Raw genomic sequence first — 16052 nt, 5'->3', positions numbered from 1 at the left:
ATAAACTTATTGTTGTTTGATGAATTAAAACTATAAATTTAGTTTTTATTTTCCAATATAACAGAACGTTTGTTCTTAAAATTAATTTTACACTTCAACCGAACGTTCGTTCTCTATATCATTTAATAACTATAAAATATAAATTGTTTAATGTATGAATACAAAACAGTTAATTTTAGAAAATACTTTAAAATTAATGATAGAAAAACAAGACTCTCTCATTTCTATTAGAGAAATAAGTGCATCCTCCGGAATTGCAATTGGTGGAATATATCACTATTTTTCAAATAAGGAAGAAATATACGATGAACTTATTGAAAAATATTATATGAATTATTACAGATTCAATATAGACACGCTCAGACAGATAAATGGTAATGCAAAAGAAAAAATCCATGATGTCATGGCTGAAATTTTCAGGCAAAAAGAAACCGGAATCAGGATTGAATCTATTGATGGTGATATAGACTACAGATCAGTATTGCTGGTTTTAACCGGAGAGGGATTTGCTTATGAAAATTATGGGGAGTATACTCATTGTATTCTAAAGGAATTGAGGGATTTTCTCACAGAAATTATTGAGGAAGGTCAAAAAAACAGACAAATTAGACAGGACTTCTCAACGGAAGACATTGTAGAGTCATTAATTATCATGTACATGGGAATTCAATATAAATGGGAAGTATATTTAATTGATGATATGATTCAGGACTTCGAAGATAATTTTGATTTGGAATGGGAAAAGATAAAATTCACAGAATAACTTAAACACGGGCGGTTAGATGAACACCAAAGACTTGATTGCTGAAAAAACACTAAAACTAATATTGGAGAAAGGATCAATTGATATTTCAATTAGTGAAATTCGAAATTATACCGGACTGACAACAGGCGGCATATATTATTATTTTTCAGATAAAAGCGAGATATTTGAAGCAATTCTTCAAAAGTATATGGTGGATTATATTAAAGTCGATTTTGATAAAATCATTCTTGAAGGTTCATCAAAGGACAGAATCCATGACACATTGCTCAATATTTTACATCACTATATTAAAGGTGTGGAAATTGAAAGCATCAATGAAAAAATCAATTATAGCAGTGTAATTCTTCTTTTAACCTCAATAGGTCATGCCCATAATGACGTCAACAGGATAATTTCACAAACAGAAAATGATATTAAAATATTTTTAACAGATCTTGTCGAAGAGGGCAAAAGGCAAAATGAAATCTCCGAGGACTTTTCAACCGAAAACATTGTAGATTCATTGCATATCCTGTATATGGGAACTCAATATTTCTGGTTAAATTTTCCGGATGCAGATATTGATTTAATTTTTGAGAAAAATTTTGATATGACTTGGCAGACCATCAAATGCCAGTGAAAACTATTTATCAATCTTTTTGGCAACTTTCAATGCCACTTGAACCAGAGGATTTACAACAGTTGTCAATGATGGGGTATAAGAAAATTCCTTTTGAATGATTTCAAAGCATTTCATGTCATTTGAAATGATTAATGACAGAATATCTATTTTTGATGAAATATCAGCATCCGAAATCATACGATATCTTCGCTATCTTCAATTGATTTTTGGATAGCTCTTCCGTCAGCAATGTTTGCCAGAGAATGGATATTTTTCATATCTTCGATTTCAAATTCAGGGGGTATAGTTTCACATCCTGTGGCAATCACAAGCTTATCATATGTCATTGTTTCGGTATCGCTATCTTTTTTGTAGGTTATGATTTTTTTGAATGAATCCACATCAGTCACATCGGTGGACAAGTGTATCTGGATATTTTTGTCTAGATAGTAATCTGCATCATGCATTACTATGTCATCAAATGAGTCAACAGATCCTCCAAGCACCAGTGGAATGGCACAAGGAGAGTATGCAATCTCTTCGTTTCTTGTAAATACGGTTATTTCTGTCTCGTTGTTTTTATCTCTTAGGTTGGATGTCAGTGTCAAACCTGCCGCACCGGCACCGATTATTACTATATGCATAATATTTTCACCATGAATTGTACAAATGGATATATTTTTATTGATATAAATAAGATTGTACAATTTATACGTGCATATTTTAATCTATGTTAAATATTGGGCGGGGTCATATTAATTATAAAATTGATTGGCGATACTAATTGAATGAAAGTATTCAAAAACTCCTGTGGATTTTCGCTGATGAGGTGAGCTGTTTTTCGCTCATAACTTCGGATTCAACATTCATGAACATCATGATTATGAAGGAATTGACGAAAAACACATAATTAATTTCCTGGCCTGTGATTGGTGGGATTAAACTGGTCTTACAAAAAAATCATGAAAAATAATGTGGTTGAGGTTGCAATATTTGCTAAAATAACTAACTTTATATAACTATAAAAAATTAAAATTACATTTAGTACTAAAGTGTGATTATGGAAAATCATAAGGTTACTATTTTCAGACAATTTATAAAATACTGTCATCGTCGGTAATAAAATTTGTTTTTTTGCTGTTAGTGAAGATATAAAATCAGTAGTTACTGTAAGATTAACTACTTTAATAAATTATATGAATCTTTCTGCTTCTTTAATAAACTCTTCAGCTTGTTTGATTCTTTTTCTAGCAATCCTTTCATCAATTTCATCGATGGCATCGTAATCTGCTGTTTCACGTTGTGCTTGAGTGGATGCTAAATATTTATATTTTTCATAGGGAAATTCATCTTCCTTGACATAATGTGTGTTAAATAAATGAATTAAACCTGCATGAGTTTTAGGAGGTTTAATTCCTTTTTTAAGAATTAACGCCTTAGCAACTAAAAACATGGAATAATAAGATAAGCTAACGGCATCCGAATAATCCTCCATAGAATAAGCTGTTTTTGCAAGAGTTAATTTTTTGCTTGATTTATCAAAAAATGCTTGAGTTTCATCCAATTTCAACACCTTCAGAAAGAACGTTACTTAAAAAAGAAAAATGTTGAGTATTTTTGAATCTGTCTTCAGACATGATGTGGGCGGAAATTAATTCACTTTTTTCATGCATAATCCAGGCAACTTCATCATCGATTTGTTCTTCGATTTTTTCAGGAAAATTAGACACTATCAAAATATCAATATCTGAATCTTCACCATCCTCACATCTTGCAACGGATCCGAACAAAATGATTTTAAGGATATATTTTGAATTTACAGTCTTTGCAAACTCCTGAGCAATTTCTAATCTATTCATGATATTCACCAAAGATTATTTTTACATATAATTAGTTTCAATTTCATTAATAATAAATATTTTTGAAGTGCGACTTTATGAAATAACACAGGCTAAAAATCACTTGGAATTTCAATTAAAATAGTTTTATATAGAATATGTAAATAATATATTGCATGAGGAATATGGACAAAAGTTTAAAAGAAATCATGAGGACAAAATGGGTGTATTTGAACGATGAAGAACTTAAATATTATTCGTTGGGCATTTTTATAGAATGCATCTGCTTGAGTGTCATTATTTCATTACTATTAAAATTGCTATTCAAATCCGATTTCATGCTGTCTATGACTGGTTTTACTATTGTCGGTACCATGTTTACTATTTTAATATACAAACGTGACTTTTTTGATGAAAAATTCCAATTATTTTCCTCCGATTTAATGCAAGGTACTAATTAGGGATTAATTTTATTTTTATTTGTATCGTCATTTTTAGTATCATGGGGTTTTTTCTGTGCGGCTTTAAAATATGGATTATATAATGCCATTGCATTTGCTTTAGCAGTGTGTTTTCCAGGAATATTCATGCTTTTAAGAAGAAATGCATACTCTAATGAAAACAACGGTTCAGTGTATGGTGGAGGTAATATTGGATATCATCCTATTTTTTATTGGTTTTTAGGCATTACTGCGGGTTCAGGGCCTTTAGGTGTCTCTTTAACTAATTTTTTAAAAGATATATTTGTTAAGGGTTCATTTTTGAATATGGATTTAATTTTAGTTGTATTGGCATTACTTTTAGAATGTTTTGTTCTCTCCCCTGATGTTGCAAATAAAATATTGCCATTTGACTTAAAAAGAATTGAAGGTATGAAAAAATTTAGTTTAATTTCATTAGGTTTAATGATTATATTGCTATTTTTTAATGTGATAATTTAATCAAAGTTTTTTTTGTGATTATAAATTTCGGCACTAAACCTCTACTTGTAATGTTGGTAGTGTTAATTTTGAGAATAAGTAAATATATATACTATAAAAAATTAAAATTACATTTAGTAACTAAAAGTAAGTTTATTTAAGGAGGTAAATTACTTGGCATTTAGAGATTATTTTAAATTTAATAAGGATAAAACAACATTCATTTTTATTGGTGGTAAAGGTGGTGTTGGTAAAACTTCAGTATCCTCTGCTACTGCATTATGGTTAGCTGAACAGGGTAAAAAAACTTTAATTGTATCAACTGATCCTGCTCATTCATTATCTGATTCTTTGGAAGTTCCTATCGGAAGTTATCCTCGTGAAATCAAAACAAACTTATTTGCTGTCGAAATTGACCCTGATGTTGCAATGGAGCAAAAACAGGCACAACTGGAAGCTCAAAAAGCAGCAAACCCTGATGATTCTGGCGGTTTATTGGGTATGGACTTTTTATCCGACCAGTTGGACATGGCATCATCATCCCCTGGTGCAGATGAAGCGGCCGCATTTGAAATGTTTATGGGTGTAATGAATTCAGATGAATTTGATGTTGTAGTGTTTGATACAGCACCGACCGGACACACCTTAAGGTTATTGTCCTTCCCTGAAGTTATGGACTCTTGGGTAGGTAAAATGATGATGCTTAAAGCAAAACTCGGAACTGCAACAAATGCACTTAAAAAAATCATGCCATTTATGGATGCAGTTGACGATCCTCAAACTTCAGAAGACCTTAAAAGAACAAAAGAACAAATCGACAAGGCAAAAGAAGTATTGTCAGACCCTGACAGAACAACCTTCAAAATGGTAGTAATTCCAGAAGAAATGTCAATCTATGAATCCGAAAGAGCTCTGGAAGCTTTAGGAAAATATGACATAACCGTTGACAGCGTTATTGTAAATCAGGTAATGCCTGATATCTGTGACTGTGATTTCTGCCATTCAAGACATAAATTGCAGCAAAAACGTTTAGCATTAATTGACCAAAAGTTCCCAGAACAGCACATAGCTGAAGTTCCTTTATTTAAGGATGAAGTTAAAGGTCAGGAAAAGTTATTAAAATTGGCTCACATCTTATATGATGATGAAGACAATGATGAAGTAGCTCAGGAAGCTATTCAATTATAAAATTAAAAAAGTAAGTTAAAATAAATTAATTATTTTAACTTTTTACCATTTATTCTTTTTCGAAAAACCATTCTAAAAATGTAACAATTATTATAAAACCAAGTAAATACCAGGTAATTTTTAAGTCATGGCCTGTAATTAATTCATATACGACTGATATGAAGAATGTAATGCCCAATATTTGAATAATCTGGTTTTGATTAGTAAAATTATCAATTATCTCATTTTTAGATTTTTTTCCAAGTGCCATCATTATTCGGACTATTATTGCTGCAAAAATTAATATAATAAAGAATATCCATATGTCTAGGGATATTCGACCATCAATGTATGGTGTAGTAAAAATCAGCACGCCAAATATGATGAATAATGCTACTATTAATATTATGTCTTTATTGTTCATTTCATTCCCGTCCAACTTTTATCCCAATATTTTGTTGGGACATTAATCGGCGACCAATATTCGTCACTGAAATAACTATAAGTTTCGGCTCTACTTAACTTTTTTGATTTTCCATCACTTATATATATTGCATTGTCCCTGTCTAGGCTCAAGTCACTATTTAGTTTAACTTCAAGGTAATCATATCCTCCTTTACTATTGGGAATATTGTAAACTTTTTTATTTTGAAGATAACCAGGTCTGGTAAATGTAATTGTGTCCATAAATTTATACCAGTCTTTTTGATCTTTGGTTTCCCTATAGTCTACTCCAAGCTGCTGAATAAAAACCATGTTTCCGATTATGCCTAAAGTTGCTTTTGTCACTCCTGTTAAAATTTTCCCTCCTGCCTGTGTCAGCATTTTATAGGCAATTTTACTCATGGGGTGAATCTGATCCATAAAGTCTTTTATTTTAGTTTTTGCATTTGAAAAAATGTTTAATGCATTATTTACTCCGCCCATAATGTCATTGGCCAGTTGAACAATGCTGCAGCAATCACAGACAGTTGAAATGGAGGACCCTTTATATGTGGCATTGTTGTGTTCATGAATCACGCTGGCTACGCCGCTTGTTGTGTTGACGATGATTGCTGAGTTGCTCCCATCTTCTGAAAAGATGTATAGCATTTCTCCTAATTGTGCGATACTGGATTTATTGTTGTTTATTGCTATGTACATATTGTCCTGTGAATTTGTGGTAAAATCCAAATATCTTAATGATACGGAATCTAAGCAGTATTCTTCGATATTGGGTAACTGAAGTGAATTTATTAATCTGAATGAATTGATATTGTCCGCATTTCCCTTAACTTCCATTCCCATATCTGCATTTAAAATGTTTAGATAAGTATCTTCCAGGTTTATTCCGCCAAGTATTGTTGCAGCTTTTGTTCTTTTCCATGTAACTCCAAAATCACTTGAATATTCATCAGCTAACTTATCTGCAAGCCAGAATGTCTCTAGTGAAGCCAGATGCATTCCATATGCGTTCATCACACCAAACCTGTTCAAGTAAATCTTATTATTTTTTACCCAGTTTTCCAATGTTTTTGAAGTGATTTTTTCTGTTATTATGCTGTACGCCTGCAGAACTTCAAACCCTACGGTTTTTCGATATTTTTCTCCTAATCCGTAGCTTATGGTCTCTTTCTGTTCAAGTTCTTCTTTTCCATTAACAATAAATTTGGTAATTATTTTCTCTTTTGACACATAACCTGCAATGCTTTTTCCAAAGTATGAAAATGTAACTGGAGTATTTGTATTGACGAATCTGATGCAATCGGTATTGTGATTTGTTATTTCATCATAGCTTTTGTAATTGAAATCATATATTGTTTTTTGGTAAAACTTGGATAGGCTATATCTTAATCCGAATTCGTCAAAGCTTTGAGTTAAAACATTGACTTTTGCGGTTATTTTGTCATTTTGCATATATGTGAATGTTTCACTGTTCATAAGTCCTTTATCTGCATAAATTCCAAACAATTCTACATTATCACTTGTTTTTGACTGATAATCGATTTGTGTAAAACCTCCGCTTCTTGAGATGATTATTCCTTCTCCTTTTAGCTTGCTTTTGTCGGTGTCGCTTATTATTTTACTGCCATCCAGCGGAATCAAGTGGTATTTATAACCTATTAGTGTTGATGTAATCCCGTCAAATGGGATATTTGAAAACATATGGCTTTTATTTCCAATCTGAATGGCGAATAATTCATTTTTAGGCATTTTAATAATCCCATTCAAACCGCTTTTCAAGGTATATCCTGGATAGTCGAAGACATGTTCTGTTGTGATGTTGGCATAGGTTGGTATCAGCAGGGTATGGATAAAACTGCTTGATTTAATAATCTTGTTTACGGTAATATTATTTGTGGACTTAAGCCCGGAGTATTGGGTGGTTATTGTGTATTCTCCTCCAATTAAACTTAATTCAAGAGTTGCAATTCCTTTGCTGTTTGTTGTTTTTGTATAGGTTTTGCCGTCAATCTTGATGGTCACTTTCTGTTTGGCTGAGACTTTACCGTTGCTGTTTAATATTTTAACATTGAATTTTCCTTTTTTGTTCTCGCTGAATGTTAAATCATTGCTGACTATTAAAGAATTTATCGTGACAGTTTTTGTGATTGTTTCTGTTGTTTTGGAGTTTATTATCGAAATTGGGTATGATCTGGGTTTCAAATCAATAGCCAGTTTTGCAATTCCTTTGGTGCTGGTTTTAACTGAATAGGTTTTCCCGTTCAGCTTATATTTTACTGCAGTATTTTTCAGGAGCTTTCCTTTTTTATCATAAAATGTTGAAGAGTATGATGCACTGTTTTTATAGTATTTTGAAAAATCATTGGCTTTGATTGTACTTTTGATGGTCACTGTACTTTTGGCGGTAGCCCCTTCAAATTCACTGTTTCCGCTGCAGCTGCTTAAAACAGTATAAGTTCCACTTTTCAAATTCAGATTCAGTGAAACCTGTCCTTTATTGTTGGTTGTTTTGGTGTATGTTTTGCCGTCAATCTGAATTTTGATTTTAGCGTTTTCGATTAGCATTTTCTGATATTTTAAAGTTGCTGTAAATTTGCTGCCGTCCTTGTAATACATCTTTACATTAGGCGCACTCAAAGTAACTTTTTTCTTTGTACCTTCTTTAATCAGAGTGCTGTATATGACTGTCTCGCTTAATTTCTCGTCATCTGTTTTCTGCAGTTCGTCATTACTTTCTACACTAACACTACATAAATCCTTGCTGGAATCAGGTTGTGAAATCATTTCTAATGTTTCATTTTCATTGTCTGCAGCCGAAACGGCCGTTATTAAAAGTAGAAGCAATAAAATGAAACATGTGGTGTTTATTTTCATGTTCATAATATCTACCTTAATTGTTAATTTTTAACTAAATCAACAAATAAAGTATGAAGAACTTAATATATGAACTTTATTTTTAAAATTAAATAGTAAATAACTTTTAAAATGAATTTTAAGAGTAAATAACTCTAATATATAACAATAATGCACATATAGGTAAATTCACTCTGAGCAATGTCTTTTAAACTGGACTCTACAATTTTTTCGTCAGGATAGCTTAAGCGCTCACACACGACAACTTTCCTGTCCGGTTCAACGCCGTTGTCCAGAAGGAATTGCGCCATATCCTTAACTTTACGAGAAGGAAGAGCTATGGTCACTTTTCCATTGTTGATAACCGGCAAGATGTCTTCTATATTTTCTCTTCCGTGAAAAGTCATCACGTTGGCATTGTCCCATTGGATGTGGCATTTTGCAGCCGCAAGCTGGAGGGAACTGATTCCCGGCACCACTTCAATGTTTTCCTTTGGGAAGTCCTTTTCAGCTGAAATTCTTAAAACAGTATTTAGAACACCTGAAAAACCAGGGTCTCCTGTTGACAATATTGAAACCGTATTGCCGTCGCAAGCCAGTTGAACACCCTCTTCCAGTTTATCCACCAAATCTTTAACGTTAAAAGCAATTTTGCCTGCCACATCATCAAACAGGTCTATTGCACGGGTGCTGCCGACGGTATAGTCACTTGACCTGACAGTATCGATAGCCTTTTTTGTCAAATATTCGCTTGCACCGGGTCCGATTCCAACAATATATATTTTACCTCTCATTTTAATCATTTATCTCTAATTTTTCTTTAAATGTTTTTTTCAAATCATTTCTAATTTCGTCAGAGTAACTGTTGTCATTTGCATCATGTAATGTGAACATTGCGAGTTCATAGATGATTTTGTTCATTGATTTGCCGTATTCAGTCAAGTGATATTCTGTAGTTATGGGAGTTGTGTCCAGAACATGTTTTTCAATAAGTCCGTTTTCTTCCAGTTCTTTTAAACAATTTGATAGGACTTTATTGCTTAATTTAGGTTTATCCTCTTTAAATTCCTTGAAATGCTTTTTGCCAAAAAACATATCCCTTATGATTTGTATGCTCCATTTTTTATTGATTAGGTTTAAAGTTCTGTCAACAGGACAAACTATTTTTTCGGTGTTCATAGTCATAGTTTGATTAAATTATTATTTATTAGTTACTTTTTAGTTACATGGTTTCCTAAAAGTTACAAAAATCATTTAAATACTAAAAATAAATTATTATTAACAAATTAGGAGGGATTAAATGAATACACGCGAACAATTAGATTTTTTAATTAATTACTTGATAGATGAAAGAAAAGAGTCAATTGAAATTCCACAGGATTATGATGATAAAAGAAATTTGCTGCGTGCACTGATGAATGTTAGAATGCCTTCTAAAGTGTCTGATGAATTTTTAAAAGTTCAGGATGATTTTTTAACAAACGAAACATTAAACAAAGATTTGACATCTGTTGAGGATATCGAAGAGGTCAATGGTAAACTAATGCTTTGGCAGGGTGATATTGCAACCTTAAAAGCTGATGCAATTGTCAATGCTGCAAACTCAAAGTTATTAGGCTGTTTTATACCTCTACACAACTGCATTGATAATGTTATTCACTCAGCGGCAGGCGTCCAGCTACGGGATGAATGCAATACGATAATGAAAATACAGAATGAGGATGAAAAGGTGGGCAAGGCAAAAATCACCGGAGCATATAACCTGCCTTCAAAATATGTAATTCACACTGTCGGACCCGCAATTCCTCAAGGATCAAGACCTTCTGATGAAGACTGTGAAGCATTGGCAAGCTGTTATAAGTCCTGTTTGGAAATAGCAAGCTATAATGAACTTGACTCAATTGCATTTTGTTGCATTTCCACAGGAGTATTCAATTTCCCTCAGGACTTGGCAGCAGAAATTGCCGTTAAAACTGTCAGCGAGTATTTGAAAAATAATGAAACCACTTTAAATCATGTGATTTTCAACGTATTTACAGATGACGATTATTCAATTTATAAAAGATTATTATTTTAGGTGATAAGATGGAACGTTTTGTACAAAGATTAGATAAAGCTTACGAAGCTATTAAAAATGCGGATTATATTATTATTGGTGCAGGTGCAGGGCTTTCAACTGCAGCGGGCATTGAATATACAGGTGAGCGATTTGAAAGATATTTCAAGGATTTTATAAAAGAGTATAATTTCACAGACATGTACTCTTCAGGATTTTATCCATTCAAAACATCTGAAGAGAAATGGGCTTACTGGGCACTCCATATTTTTGCAAACAGGTATGATGTGGGCAAAACAGAGGTTTATCAGAAATTATTGAAATTAGTTGAAGATAAGGATTATTTTGTATTAACCACAAATGTTGAGTCTCAGTTTTGGATAAATGGATTTGATGATGAAAGGATTTTTGCCACTCAGGGGGATTATGGCCTATTGCAATGCAGCAAGCCATGCCACGATAAATTATACTCTAATAAAGACCAGGTCTTTGAATGGGTGGAAAATACTAAAGATTTCAAAATACCTACAGAATTAATTCCGAAATGTCCTGTTTGCGGTGAAGAGATGGATTTAAATTTAAGAGTTGATAACAGGTTTGTTGAAGATGCTAAATGGCATGATATGAACAGTAAATATTCTGATTTTTTAAATCATGTTGATGAAGACAAAAACATTGTATTTCTGGAACTTGGAGTTGGATATAACACTCCGGGCATTATAAGATATCCATTTGAGCAGATGACTTTTAATTATCCAAACACTACTTTAATTAGATTAAATAAGGATCATCCTCAGGCAATTCCTGAAAATAAAGATAAAACAATAGGTTTTGATGAAGAAATTTCAGAGATTTTTGACTATTGGCTTTCAAGAGTTTAAATTCTCTATTTCTTTTTTTAAAAATTTGTAAATTGATTCTGCACCAATCAAATCACCAGGGTCCTCCCATTCGGAAGGATATAAAATAAACGGTTTTGTCTGGTCACCTCCCAGTCCTCCATGGGACCCAATAAGCTCTTCAAATGCACATACTTCATCATGTTTTTCATCATAAAAGCTATTGACTAGAATGTCAGGCATATTTTTAAAGGAATTCTGTCTTTTCAGGTGTTTGGCGGCATTTTCTCCAAAGTTTTCGAGAGGATTTTCGCCAATAATCTTATCTGTTTCCAGGTAGTATATTCCATCTTGACCAATCACCATTCCTCCATTGGCTATCGAATTAACTAATATGAATCCTATTCCTGTGTGCTTTACAAGACCCGGTATCAAGTCTGGGAATAGCATTACTATCTCTTCATAAGTAAGGCGCTGGTTCCATTGGGTTAAGTAAATCAAACCTAAGTTGCCTGATCCTAAAACAATCAGTTCAGAATCTTTTGCTTTTTTAGTACTTTGTTCTATACTTTCATGGTGTTTAATATAATCTAAGCTATTTGAATATTTGTCTCTAATGTTTTTATATTGTCTGTTTTCAAATATTATTGCAGGTTTTCTTTTTTCAACTTCGTCCCTAATGTCCTGGAGAGATTTTAAATCTTCAAATAAATCGTCACGAATATTTCCAAATTTGTTCTTGATATTTTTAATCTGTTTATTTTCAGGAATAACGGCATCTCTGAAGTGGTCAATATTATATTCATTTTTGAATATCATCATGTCGTCCGGAAGGAATTTTCTAACGTAATCGCCTAGGGTTATTCCATATCTCTGTTTAAAAGTAGCTCCTTTGGATTGGCCATGGTCTGACAGGACAACTATCTCATAATTTCTGTCGCTCATTTCAATTGCAGATGTTAATTTTGCAAATTGGAAGTCAATGTATTTCAATGCTTTCCAAACGTCGTCATCCTCAACTCCTGAGTGGTGGGCAATTTCATCATAACCCATGTATGTTGCATAGGCTGTGTCAATATTGCCTGTTAGTATTTCACTTGTTAAAACATCGGTTGCTGCTTCTCTTAAAGCTATGTTGGCTCCCGCCCTAACTGCAGCATAAACAATTGTTCTTCTAAGTCTTGGCTGTATATTTTTCACACGATGGACTATTTGGGACTTTAACTCTAGGATAATATCCCATAAGAGCAATACAATTAATCTCTGATAGTTATAGGCATCTAAAAACACCGCATCCAATGTTTTGTTGTAAATGTTTCTCATGCCTTTTAATTTGGATGATGTTAATGTGGGAATCTTGCTGTCTCCAGAAAACATATTTGCAATACTTATACCGTTAACAAGCAAACCGTTCCCATCACTTATTCTTTTTTCTATTTCGGGGGCATCGCTTAATTTTCCAGAAACGACAATTTTGTTGTTATTTTCTTTTTCAACCCATCTGTAAGCTACAATGTCCTTATTGTTACCATGGAGAATTCCGGCCTGACTTGATCCGGTCTGTGATGATAAATCTGTTTCCCAACCCTTCAATGTGTGTGACTTGTCATCTATCCATTTTTTAATGTTGGGCATCACGCCTTTATTAATTGCTTTTTTAAGGATGTTTATTGAAAGACCATCAATTTCAAGCATGATCAGTCCAGGATATTTCTTTTTATATGCAGCTTTTTGCTTTAATGCATATCTTAAAATATTTTTCAGGTAACTGTCGTAGTAATTTGTGTCGGTAATGTGTGTAACGAATGTGGTGGCAATTGCCATCATGATTGGAACTTGGAGGACTCCATAAACTCCTGCTGAAACGCCGGGAATGAATAAAGATGTGATATAGAAAATTATTGAGTTAATGAATAGTGATCCTATGCCTAATGTAAATATGATTGCTTTCATCAGGAAACGTCTAAATATTGGCCACAAAAGTGCATTTGCAATTGCAACCGCTATGACAATGATGAATGCATTATACCAGGGGCCAACAGTAAAATCAGTGCTTATGTAATCCACTGCATAAATTGCGACAGCACTGGCTAGGATATATAATAGAGTAGTGATTATTGTCCTTAATGAGGAGATTAATCTGTTTTTAATCATTCTATCTCAATTTTATGTTTTTTGGTTGTTTTTAAGGTAATAATTGTTACTTCTGGTTTGCAATTAATTCTAACTCTGAATGAATTGGTTCCAAGCCCTTTGCTTGTGTATTGAATCATATTTCCTACTTTATATAGTCCTACTGGGTATTTTGTTGAGTTAGGGCCTCTGAATGGTGTGGTTTCAAATTTTGGAATGATAAATTGCCCTCCATGGGAATGGCCTGAAATTTGAAGGTCAAATAAATTGGTTTGTGATGATTCCTTTGCAAAATCAGGTTCGTGGGCAAGTAAAATGTTTGGAATGTTTTTAGGCATTTTTGCAATAACCTTGTCTAAATCATCAGCGCAGACTGTGCAGCTGTCAACACCGCAAATGTTAATGCGGTCTCCATCTTTTTCAAGGGTAATAACATCATTGCTTAAGTCAATAATGTCTGAATTTTTAAATATTTCTCTGATTTTATCAGAACTCATCCAATGGTCATGATTTCCCAAAACACCAACTTTACCGTAAGGAGCATCTAATTTCTTTAATGAATTTTCCAGGGATTCTTCATAGCCTTCAATAACGTATGAAAAGTAATCTCCGGTTAATGTAATCAAATCAACATTTAATGTATTGACGTAGTCTATTAATTCGTCTAGGTATTCCGGATTAATCCATTGGCCCAAATGAATGTCAGTCAGATTTAAAATCCTAAAATTATTAAAATTCCAGCTTAAATCATTTAATTCAATGTCTATCTCAACCAAATCGATATTTTTCGGATTAAATTTCTTGTCCGGCAAGGAATATGTCATTGCATCCTGTATGCCCTGACGAATTTTCATTGCCTGCGGACGTTCTATTTCTTCATCTTTCATTGATATTACTTTTACTTCTGAAACTATTTATAATTTAGAATACATACATTATGATGTTATTATTGAAAAGTGATTATTATGCTTCAAATTGCAGTTTGTGGAAAACCAAATGTTGGAAAATCATCCTTTTTTAATTCAGCAACTGCATCTGCTGTAGAAATGGCAAATTATCCATTTACAACAATTGATGCGAATAAAGCAGTTGCTCATGTAATTAAAGATTGTCCGTGTCAGGAGTTAGGTGTGACATGCAATCCTCACAATTCAATATGTGTTGATGGAAAAAGATTGCTTCCAATTGAAATGATTGATGTTGCGGGTCTTGTTCCGGGAGCACATGAAGGAAAAGGATTAGGTAATAAGTTTTTAGACGATTTAATGCAGGCTAAAGTATTCATTAATGTTATTGATGCTTCAGGCTCAACAGACCTTGAAGGAAATCCTGTTGATGCGGGAAGCCATGACCCTCTTGAAGATTTGGAATTTTTGGAAAACGAGATAGTAATGTGGATGTATGGAATATTATCTAAAAATTGGGTCAGGCTTATAAGAAAGGTAGGTGCTGAACACCTCGATATTTCAAAAGTACTTTTTGATCAGTTATCAGGTACCGGAATAGCTATTGAAGATATTATCGAAGCTAAAAGAACAATTGAACCTGATTACAACAAATGGGAAGAACAGGATTTGATTGATTTAACCCGTAATATTTTACACATTGCAAAACCGATGATGATTATTGCAAACAAGGCTGACCTGCCGACTTCAGCTGAAAACATCAGAAGAATCAAGGAAAAATATCCGAATGTAATTCCAACTTCTGCAGGTTCAGAGCTTGCACTTGTAAAGGCAGCTGAAAGCGGATTAATCAGTTACTTGTCCGGTGAAGATCATTTTGAAATATTAAAGCCTGAAGAATTGTCTGATGCTCAACGCAATGGTTTGGAATATATTCAAACAAGCATTTTGGATGTTTATGGAAGTACTGGTGTTCAGGAAGCACTCAACTATGCTATATTTGACTTGCTGGACCAAATTGTTGTTTATCCTGTTCAGGATGAAAACAAATACACAGACCAAAAGGGTAATGTCTTGCCAGACGGATTTTTAGTTCCTAAAGGCTCAACACCTAAGGAATTGGCTTACATCGTTCATACAGATATCGGTGATAAGTTCATGCATGCAGTTGATGCAAGGAAAAAGATGCGTGTAGCCAGTGATTATGAGCTACAGGACGGAGACATTATCAGTATTGTAACAAGAGGTTAAATCCTCTATTTTTTTTATCTTTAAAATGCAAGAATACCACAACTTCTGCAAGTTGTGGATGAATTGCACTATTGGGGGTACTGTCTTTTTTAATTAATTTTATTGTGTTTTATTTTATTTGCGTTTTTTTGAGGCTATTTTGGGTCTTGAATTTGTGTTCAGTATACTTTTTTGTTATTGGATTATTAAATAATTGCTTTGATTATGAAAAATTGTTTTGGTTTTAAAAAATTGCTCTGAGTTCGTTATTCGATTACTTTTCAAATGCTCTCTCATATT

19 protein-coding genes are annotated in these 16052 nt (G+C 33.1%); 8 read left to right on the top strand and 11 right to left on the bottom strand.

Annotated elements, in window-relative coordinates; all coding sequences use genetic code 11:
- Nucleotides 1–154 precede the first annotated feature (154 nt).
- Both E7Z81_RS02035 and E7Z81_RS02030 read left to right on the top strand, forming a co-directional pair.
- Nucleotides 155–763, top strand: a complete 609-nt coding sequence (locus E7Z81_RS02035; protein WP_292743459.1) for a TetR/AcrR family transcriptional regulator — start codon at nt 155–157, stop codon at nt 761–763.
- Nucleotides 764–782: 19 nt separating this feature from the next.
- Complete coding sequence (locus E7Z81_RS02030) at nt 783–1385, top strand: TetR/AcrR family transcriptional regulator (RefSeq protein ID WP_292743456.1); 603 nt, start codon at nt 783–785, stop codon at nt 1383–1385.
- Nucleotides 1386–1388: 3 nt separating this feature from the next.
- On the opposite strand, the gene E7Z81_RS02025 is transcribed toward E7Z81_RS02030, so the two are convergent.
- The 4 genes from E7Z81_RS02025 to E7Z81_RS02010 form a co-directional block, all read right to left on the bottom strand.
- Nucleotides 1389–1565 (bottom strand): hypothetical protein, encoded by a 177-nt coding sequence (locus E7Z81_RS02025; protein ID WP_292743453.1) that lies wholly within the window; start codon nt 1563–1565, stop codon nt 1389–1391.
- Entirely contained in the window at nt 1562–2011 is a 450-nt protein-coding gene (locus E7Z81_RS02020) for an FAD/NAD(P)-binding oxidoreductase (protein WP_292743450.1), read from the bottom strand. Before E7Z81_RS02020 ends, E7Z81_RS02025 begins: the two co-directional genes overlap by 4 nt.
- A 548-nt stretch (nt 2012–2559) precedes the next feature.
- Complete coding sequence (locus tag E7Z81_RS02015) at nt 2560–2931, bottom strand: HEPN domain-containing protein (protein WP_292743447.1); 372 nt, start codon at nt 2929–2931, stop codon at nt 2560–2562.
- Complete coding sequence (locus tag E7Z81_RS02010; protein WP_292743444.1) at nt 2924–3226, bottom strand: nucleotidyltransferase domain-containing protein; 303 nt, start codon at nt 3224–3226, stop codon at nt 2924–2926. The genes E7Z81_RS02015 and E7Z81_RS02010 overlap by 8 nt, the downstream gene beginning before the upstream one ends.
- 155 nt (nt 3227–3381) lie before the next feature.
- On the opposite strand from E7Z81_RS02010, the gene E7Z81_RS02005 reads away from it, so the two are divergent.
- Nucleotides 3382–3666 (top strand): hypothetical protein, encoded by a 285-nt coding sequence (locus E7Z81_RS02005; protein WP_292743440.1) that lies wholly within the window; start codon nt 3382–3384, stop codon nt 3664–3666.
- Here E7Z81_RS02005 and E7Z81_RS02000 read toward each other — a convergent pair.
- Nucleotides 3663–3794: a hypothetical protein gene (locus tag E7Z81_RS02000; protein ID WP_292743437.1), complete on the bottom strand. Its 132-nt coding sequence runs from the start codon at nt 3792–3794 to the stop codon at nt 3663–3665. The genes E7Z81_RS02005 and E7Z81_RS02000 overlap by 4 nt on opposite strands.
- Here E7Z81_RS02000 and E7Z81_RS01995 point away from each other — a divergent pair.
- Both E7Z81_RS01995 and E7Z81_RS01990 read left to right on the top strand, forming a co-directional pair.
- The gene (locus E7Z81_RS01995; protein ID WP_292743435.1) at nt 3793–4146 is read left to right on the top strand and encodes a hypothetical protein; all 354 of its coding nucleotides are present in this window, start codon (nt 3793–3795) and stop codon (nt 4144–4146) included. The two genes, E7Z81_RS02000 and E7Z81_RS01995, sit on opposite strands and share 2 nt — an antisense overlap.
- A gap of 153 nt (nt 4147–4299) precedes the next feature.
- Entirely contained in the window at nt 4300–5313 is a 1014-nt protein-coding gene (locus E7Z81_RS01990) for an ArsA family ATPase (protein WP_292743432.1), read from the top strand.
- Nucleotides 5314–5362: 49 nt separating this feature from the next.
- Here the strand turns inward: E7Z81_RS01990 and E7Z81_RS01985 are convergent, their stop codons facing one another.
- The 4 genes from E7Z81_RS01985 to E7Z81_RS01970 form a co-directional block, all read right to left on the bottom strand.
- On the bottom strand, nt 5363–5716 hold the full coding sequence (locus E7Z81_RS01985) for a hypothetical protein (RefSeq protein ID WP_292743430.1): 354 nt from the start codon (nt 5714–5716) through the stop codon (nt 5363–5365).
- Nucleotides 5713–8616, bottom strand: a complete 2904-nt coding sequence (locus E7Z81_RS01980; RefSeq protein WP_292743428.1) for a hypothetical protein — start codon at nt 8614–8616, stop codon at nt 5713–5715. Before E7Z81_RS01980 ends, E7Z81_RS01985 begins: the two co-directional genes overlap by 4 nt.
- Before the next feature lie 128 nt (nt 8617–8744).
- The gene (locus E7Z81_RS01975; RefSeq protein ID WP_292743425.1) at nt 8745–9383 is read right to left on the bottom strand and encodes a cobalt-precorrin-7 (C(5))-methyltransferase; all 639 of its coding nucleotides are present in this window, start codon (nt 9381–9383) and stop codon (nt 8745–8747) included.
- Between the two features lies 1 nt (nt 9384).
- A complete protein-coding gene (locus E7Z81_RS01970; protein ID WP_292743422.1) occupies nt 9385–9768 on the bottom strand; it encodes a helix-turn-helix domain-containing protein in 384 nt (127 codons plus the stop codon).
- A 121-nt stretch (nt 9769–9889) separates the two neighbouring features.
- Between E7Z81_RS01970 and E7Z81_RS01965 the strand changes: the two genes are divergently transcribed.
- Both E7Z81_RS01965 and E7Z81_RS01960 read left to right on the top strand, forming a co-directional pair.
- Nucleotides 9890–10666 carry a protein-ADP-ribose hydrolase gene (locus E7Z81_RS01965; protein WP_292743420.1) on the top strand — a complete coding sequence of 259 codons (777 nt, stop codon included), beginning with the start codon at nt 9890–9892 and terminating at the stop codon, nt 10664–10666.
- Between the two features lie 8 nt (nt 10667–10674).
- Nucleotides 10675–11526: a hypothetical protein gene (locus tag E7Z81_RS01960; RefSeq protein WP_292743417.1), complete on the top strand. Its 852-nt coding sequence runs from the start codon at nt 10675–10677 to the stop codon at nt 11524–11526.
- Here the strand turns inward: E7Z81_RS01960 and E7Z81_RS01955 are convergent.
- Nucleotides 11515–13638, bottom strand: a complete 2124-nt coding sequence (locus E7Z81_RS01955; RefSeq protein WP_292743414.1) for a phage holin family protein — start codon at nt 13636–13638, stop codon at nt 11515–11517. The genes E7Z81_RS01960 and E7Z81_RS01955 overlap by 12 nt on opposite strands.
- A complete protein-coding gene (locus E7Z81_RS01950; RefSeq protein ID WP_292743412.1) occupies nt 13635–14504 on the bottom strand; it encodes a metallophosphoesterase in 870 nt (289 codons plus the stop codon). The genes E7Z81_RS01955 and E7Z81_RS01950 overlap by 4 nt, the downstream gene beginning before the upstream one ends.
- 78 nt (nt 14505–14582) lie before the next feature.
- Between E7Z81_RS01950 and E7Z81_RS01945 the strand changes: the two genes are divergently transcribed.
- Nucleotides 14583–15773, top strand: coding sequence for a redox-regulated ATPase YchF (locus E7Z81_RS01945; protein WP_292743409.1), 1191 nt, complete (start codon nt 14583–14585; stop codon nt 15771–15773).
- Nucleotides 15774–16052 lie beyond the last annotated feature (279 nt).

Source organism: Methanobrevibacter sp. (assembly GCF_015062935.1).
In the GTDB taxonomy this organism is placed as follows: domain Archaea; phylum Methanobacteriota; class Methanobacteria; order Methanobacteriales; family Methanobacteriaceae; genus Methanocatella.
Note: the sequence above shows the minus strand (reverse complement) of the source record. Positions and strands in the feature narration are given on the sequence as shown.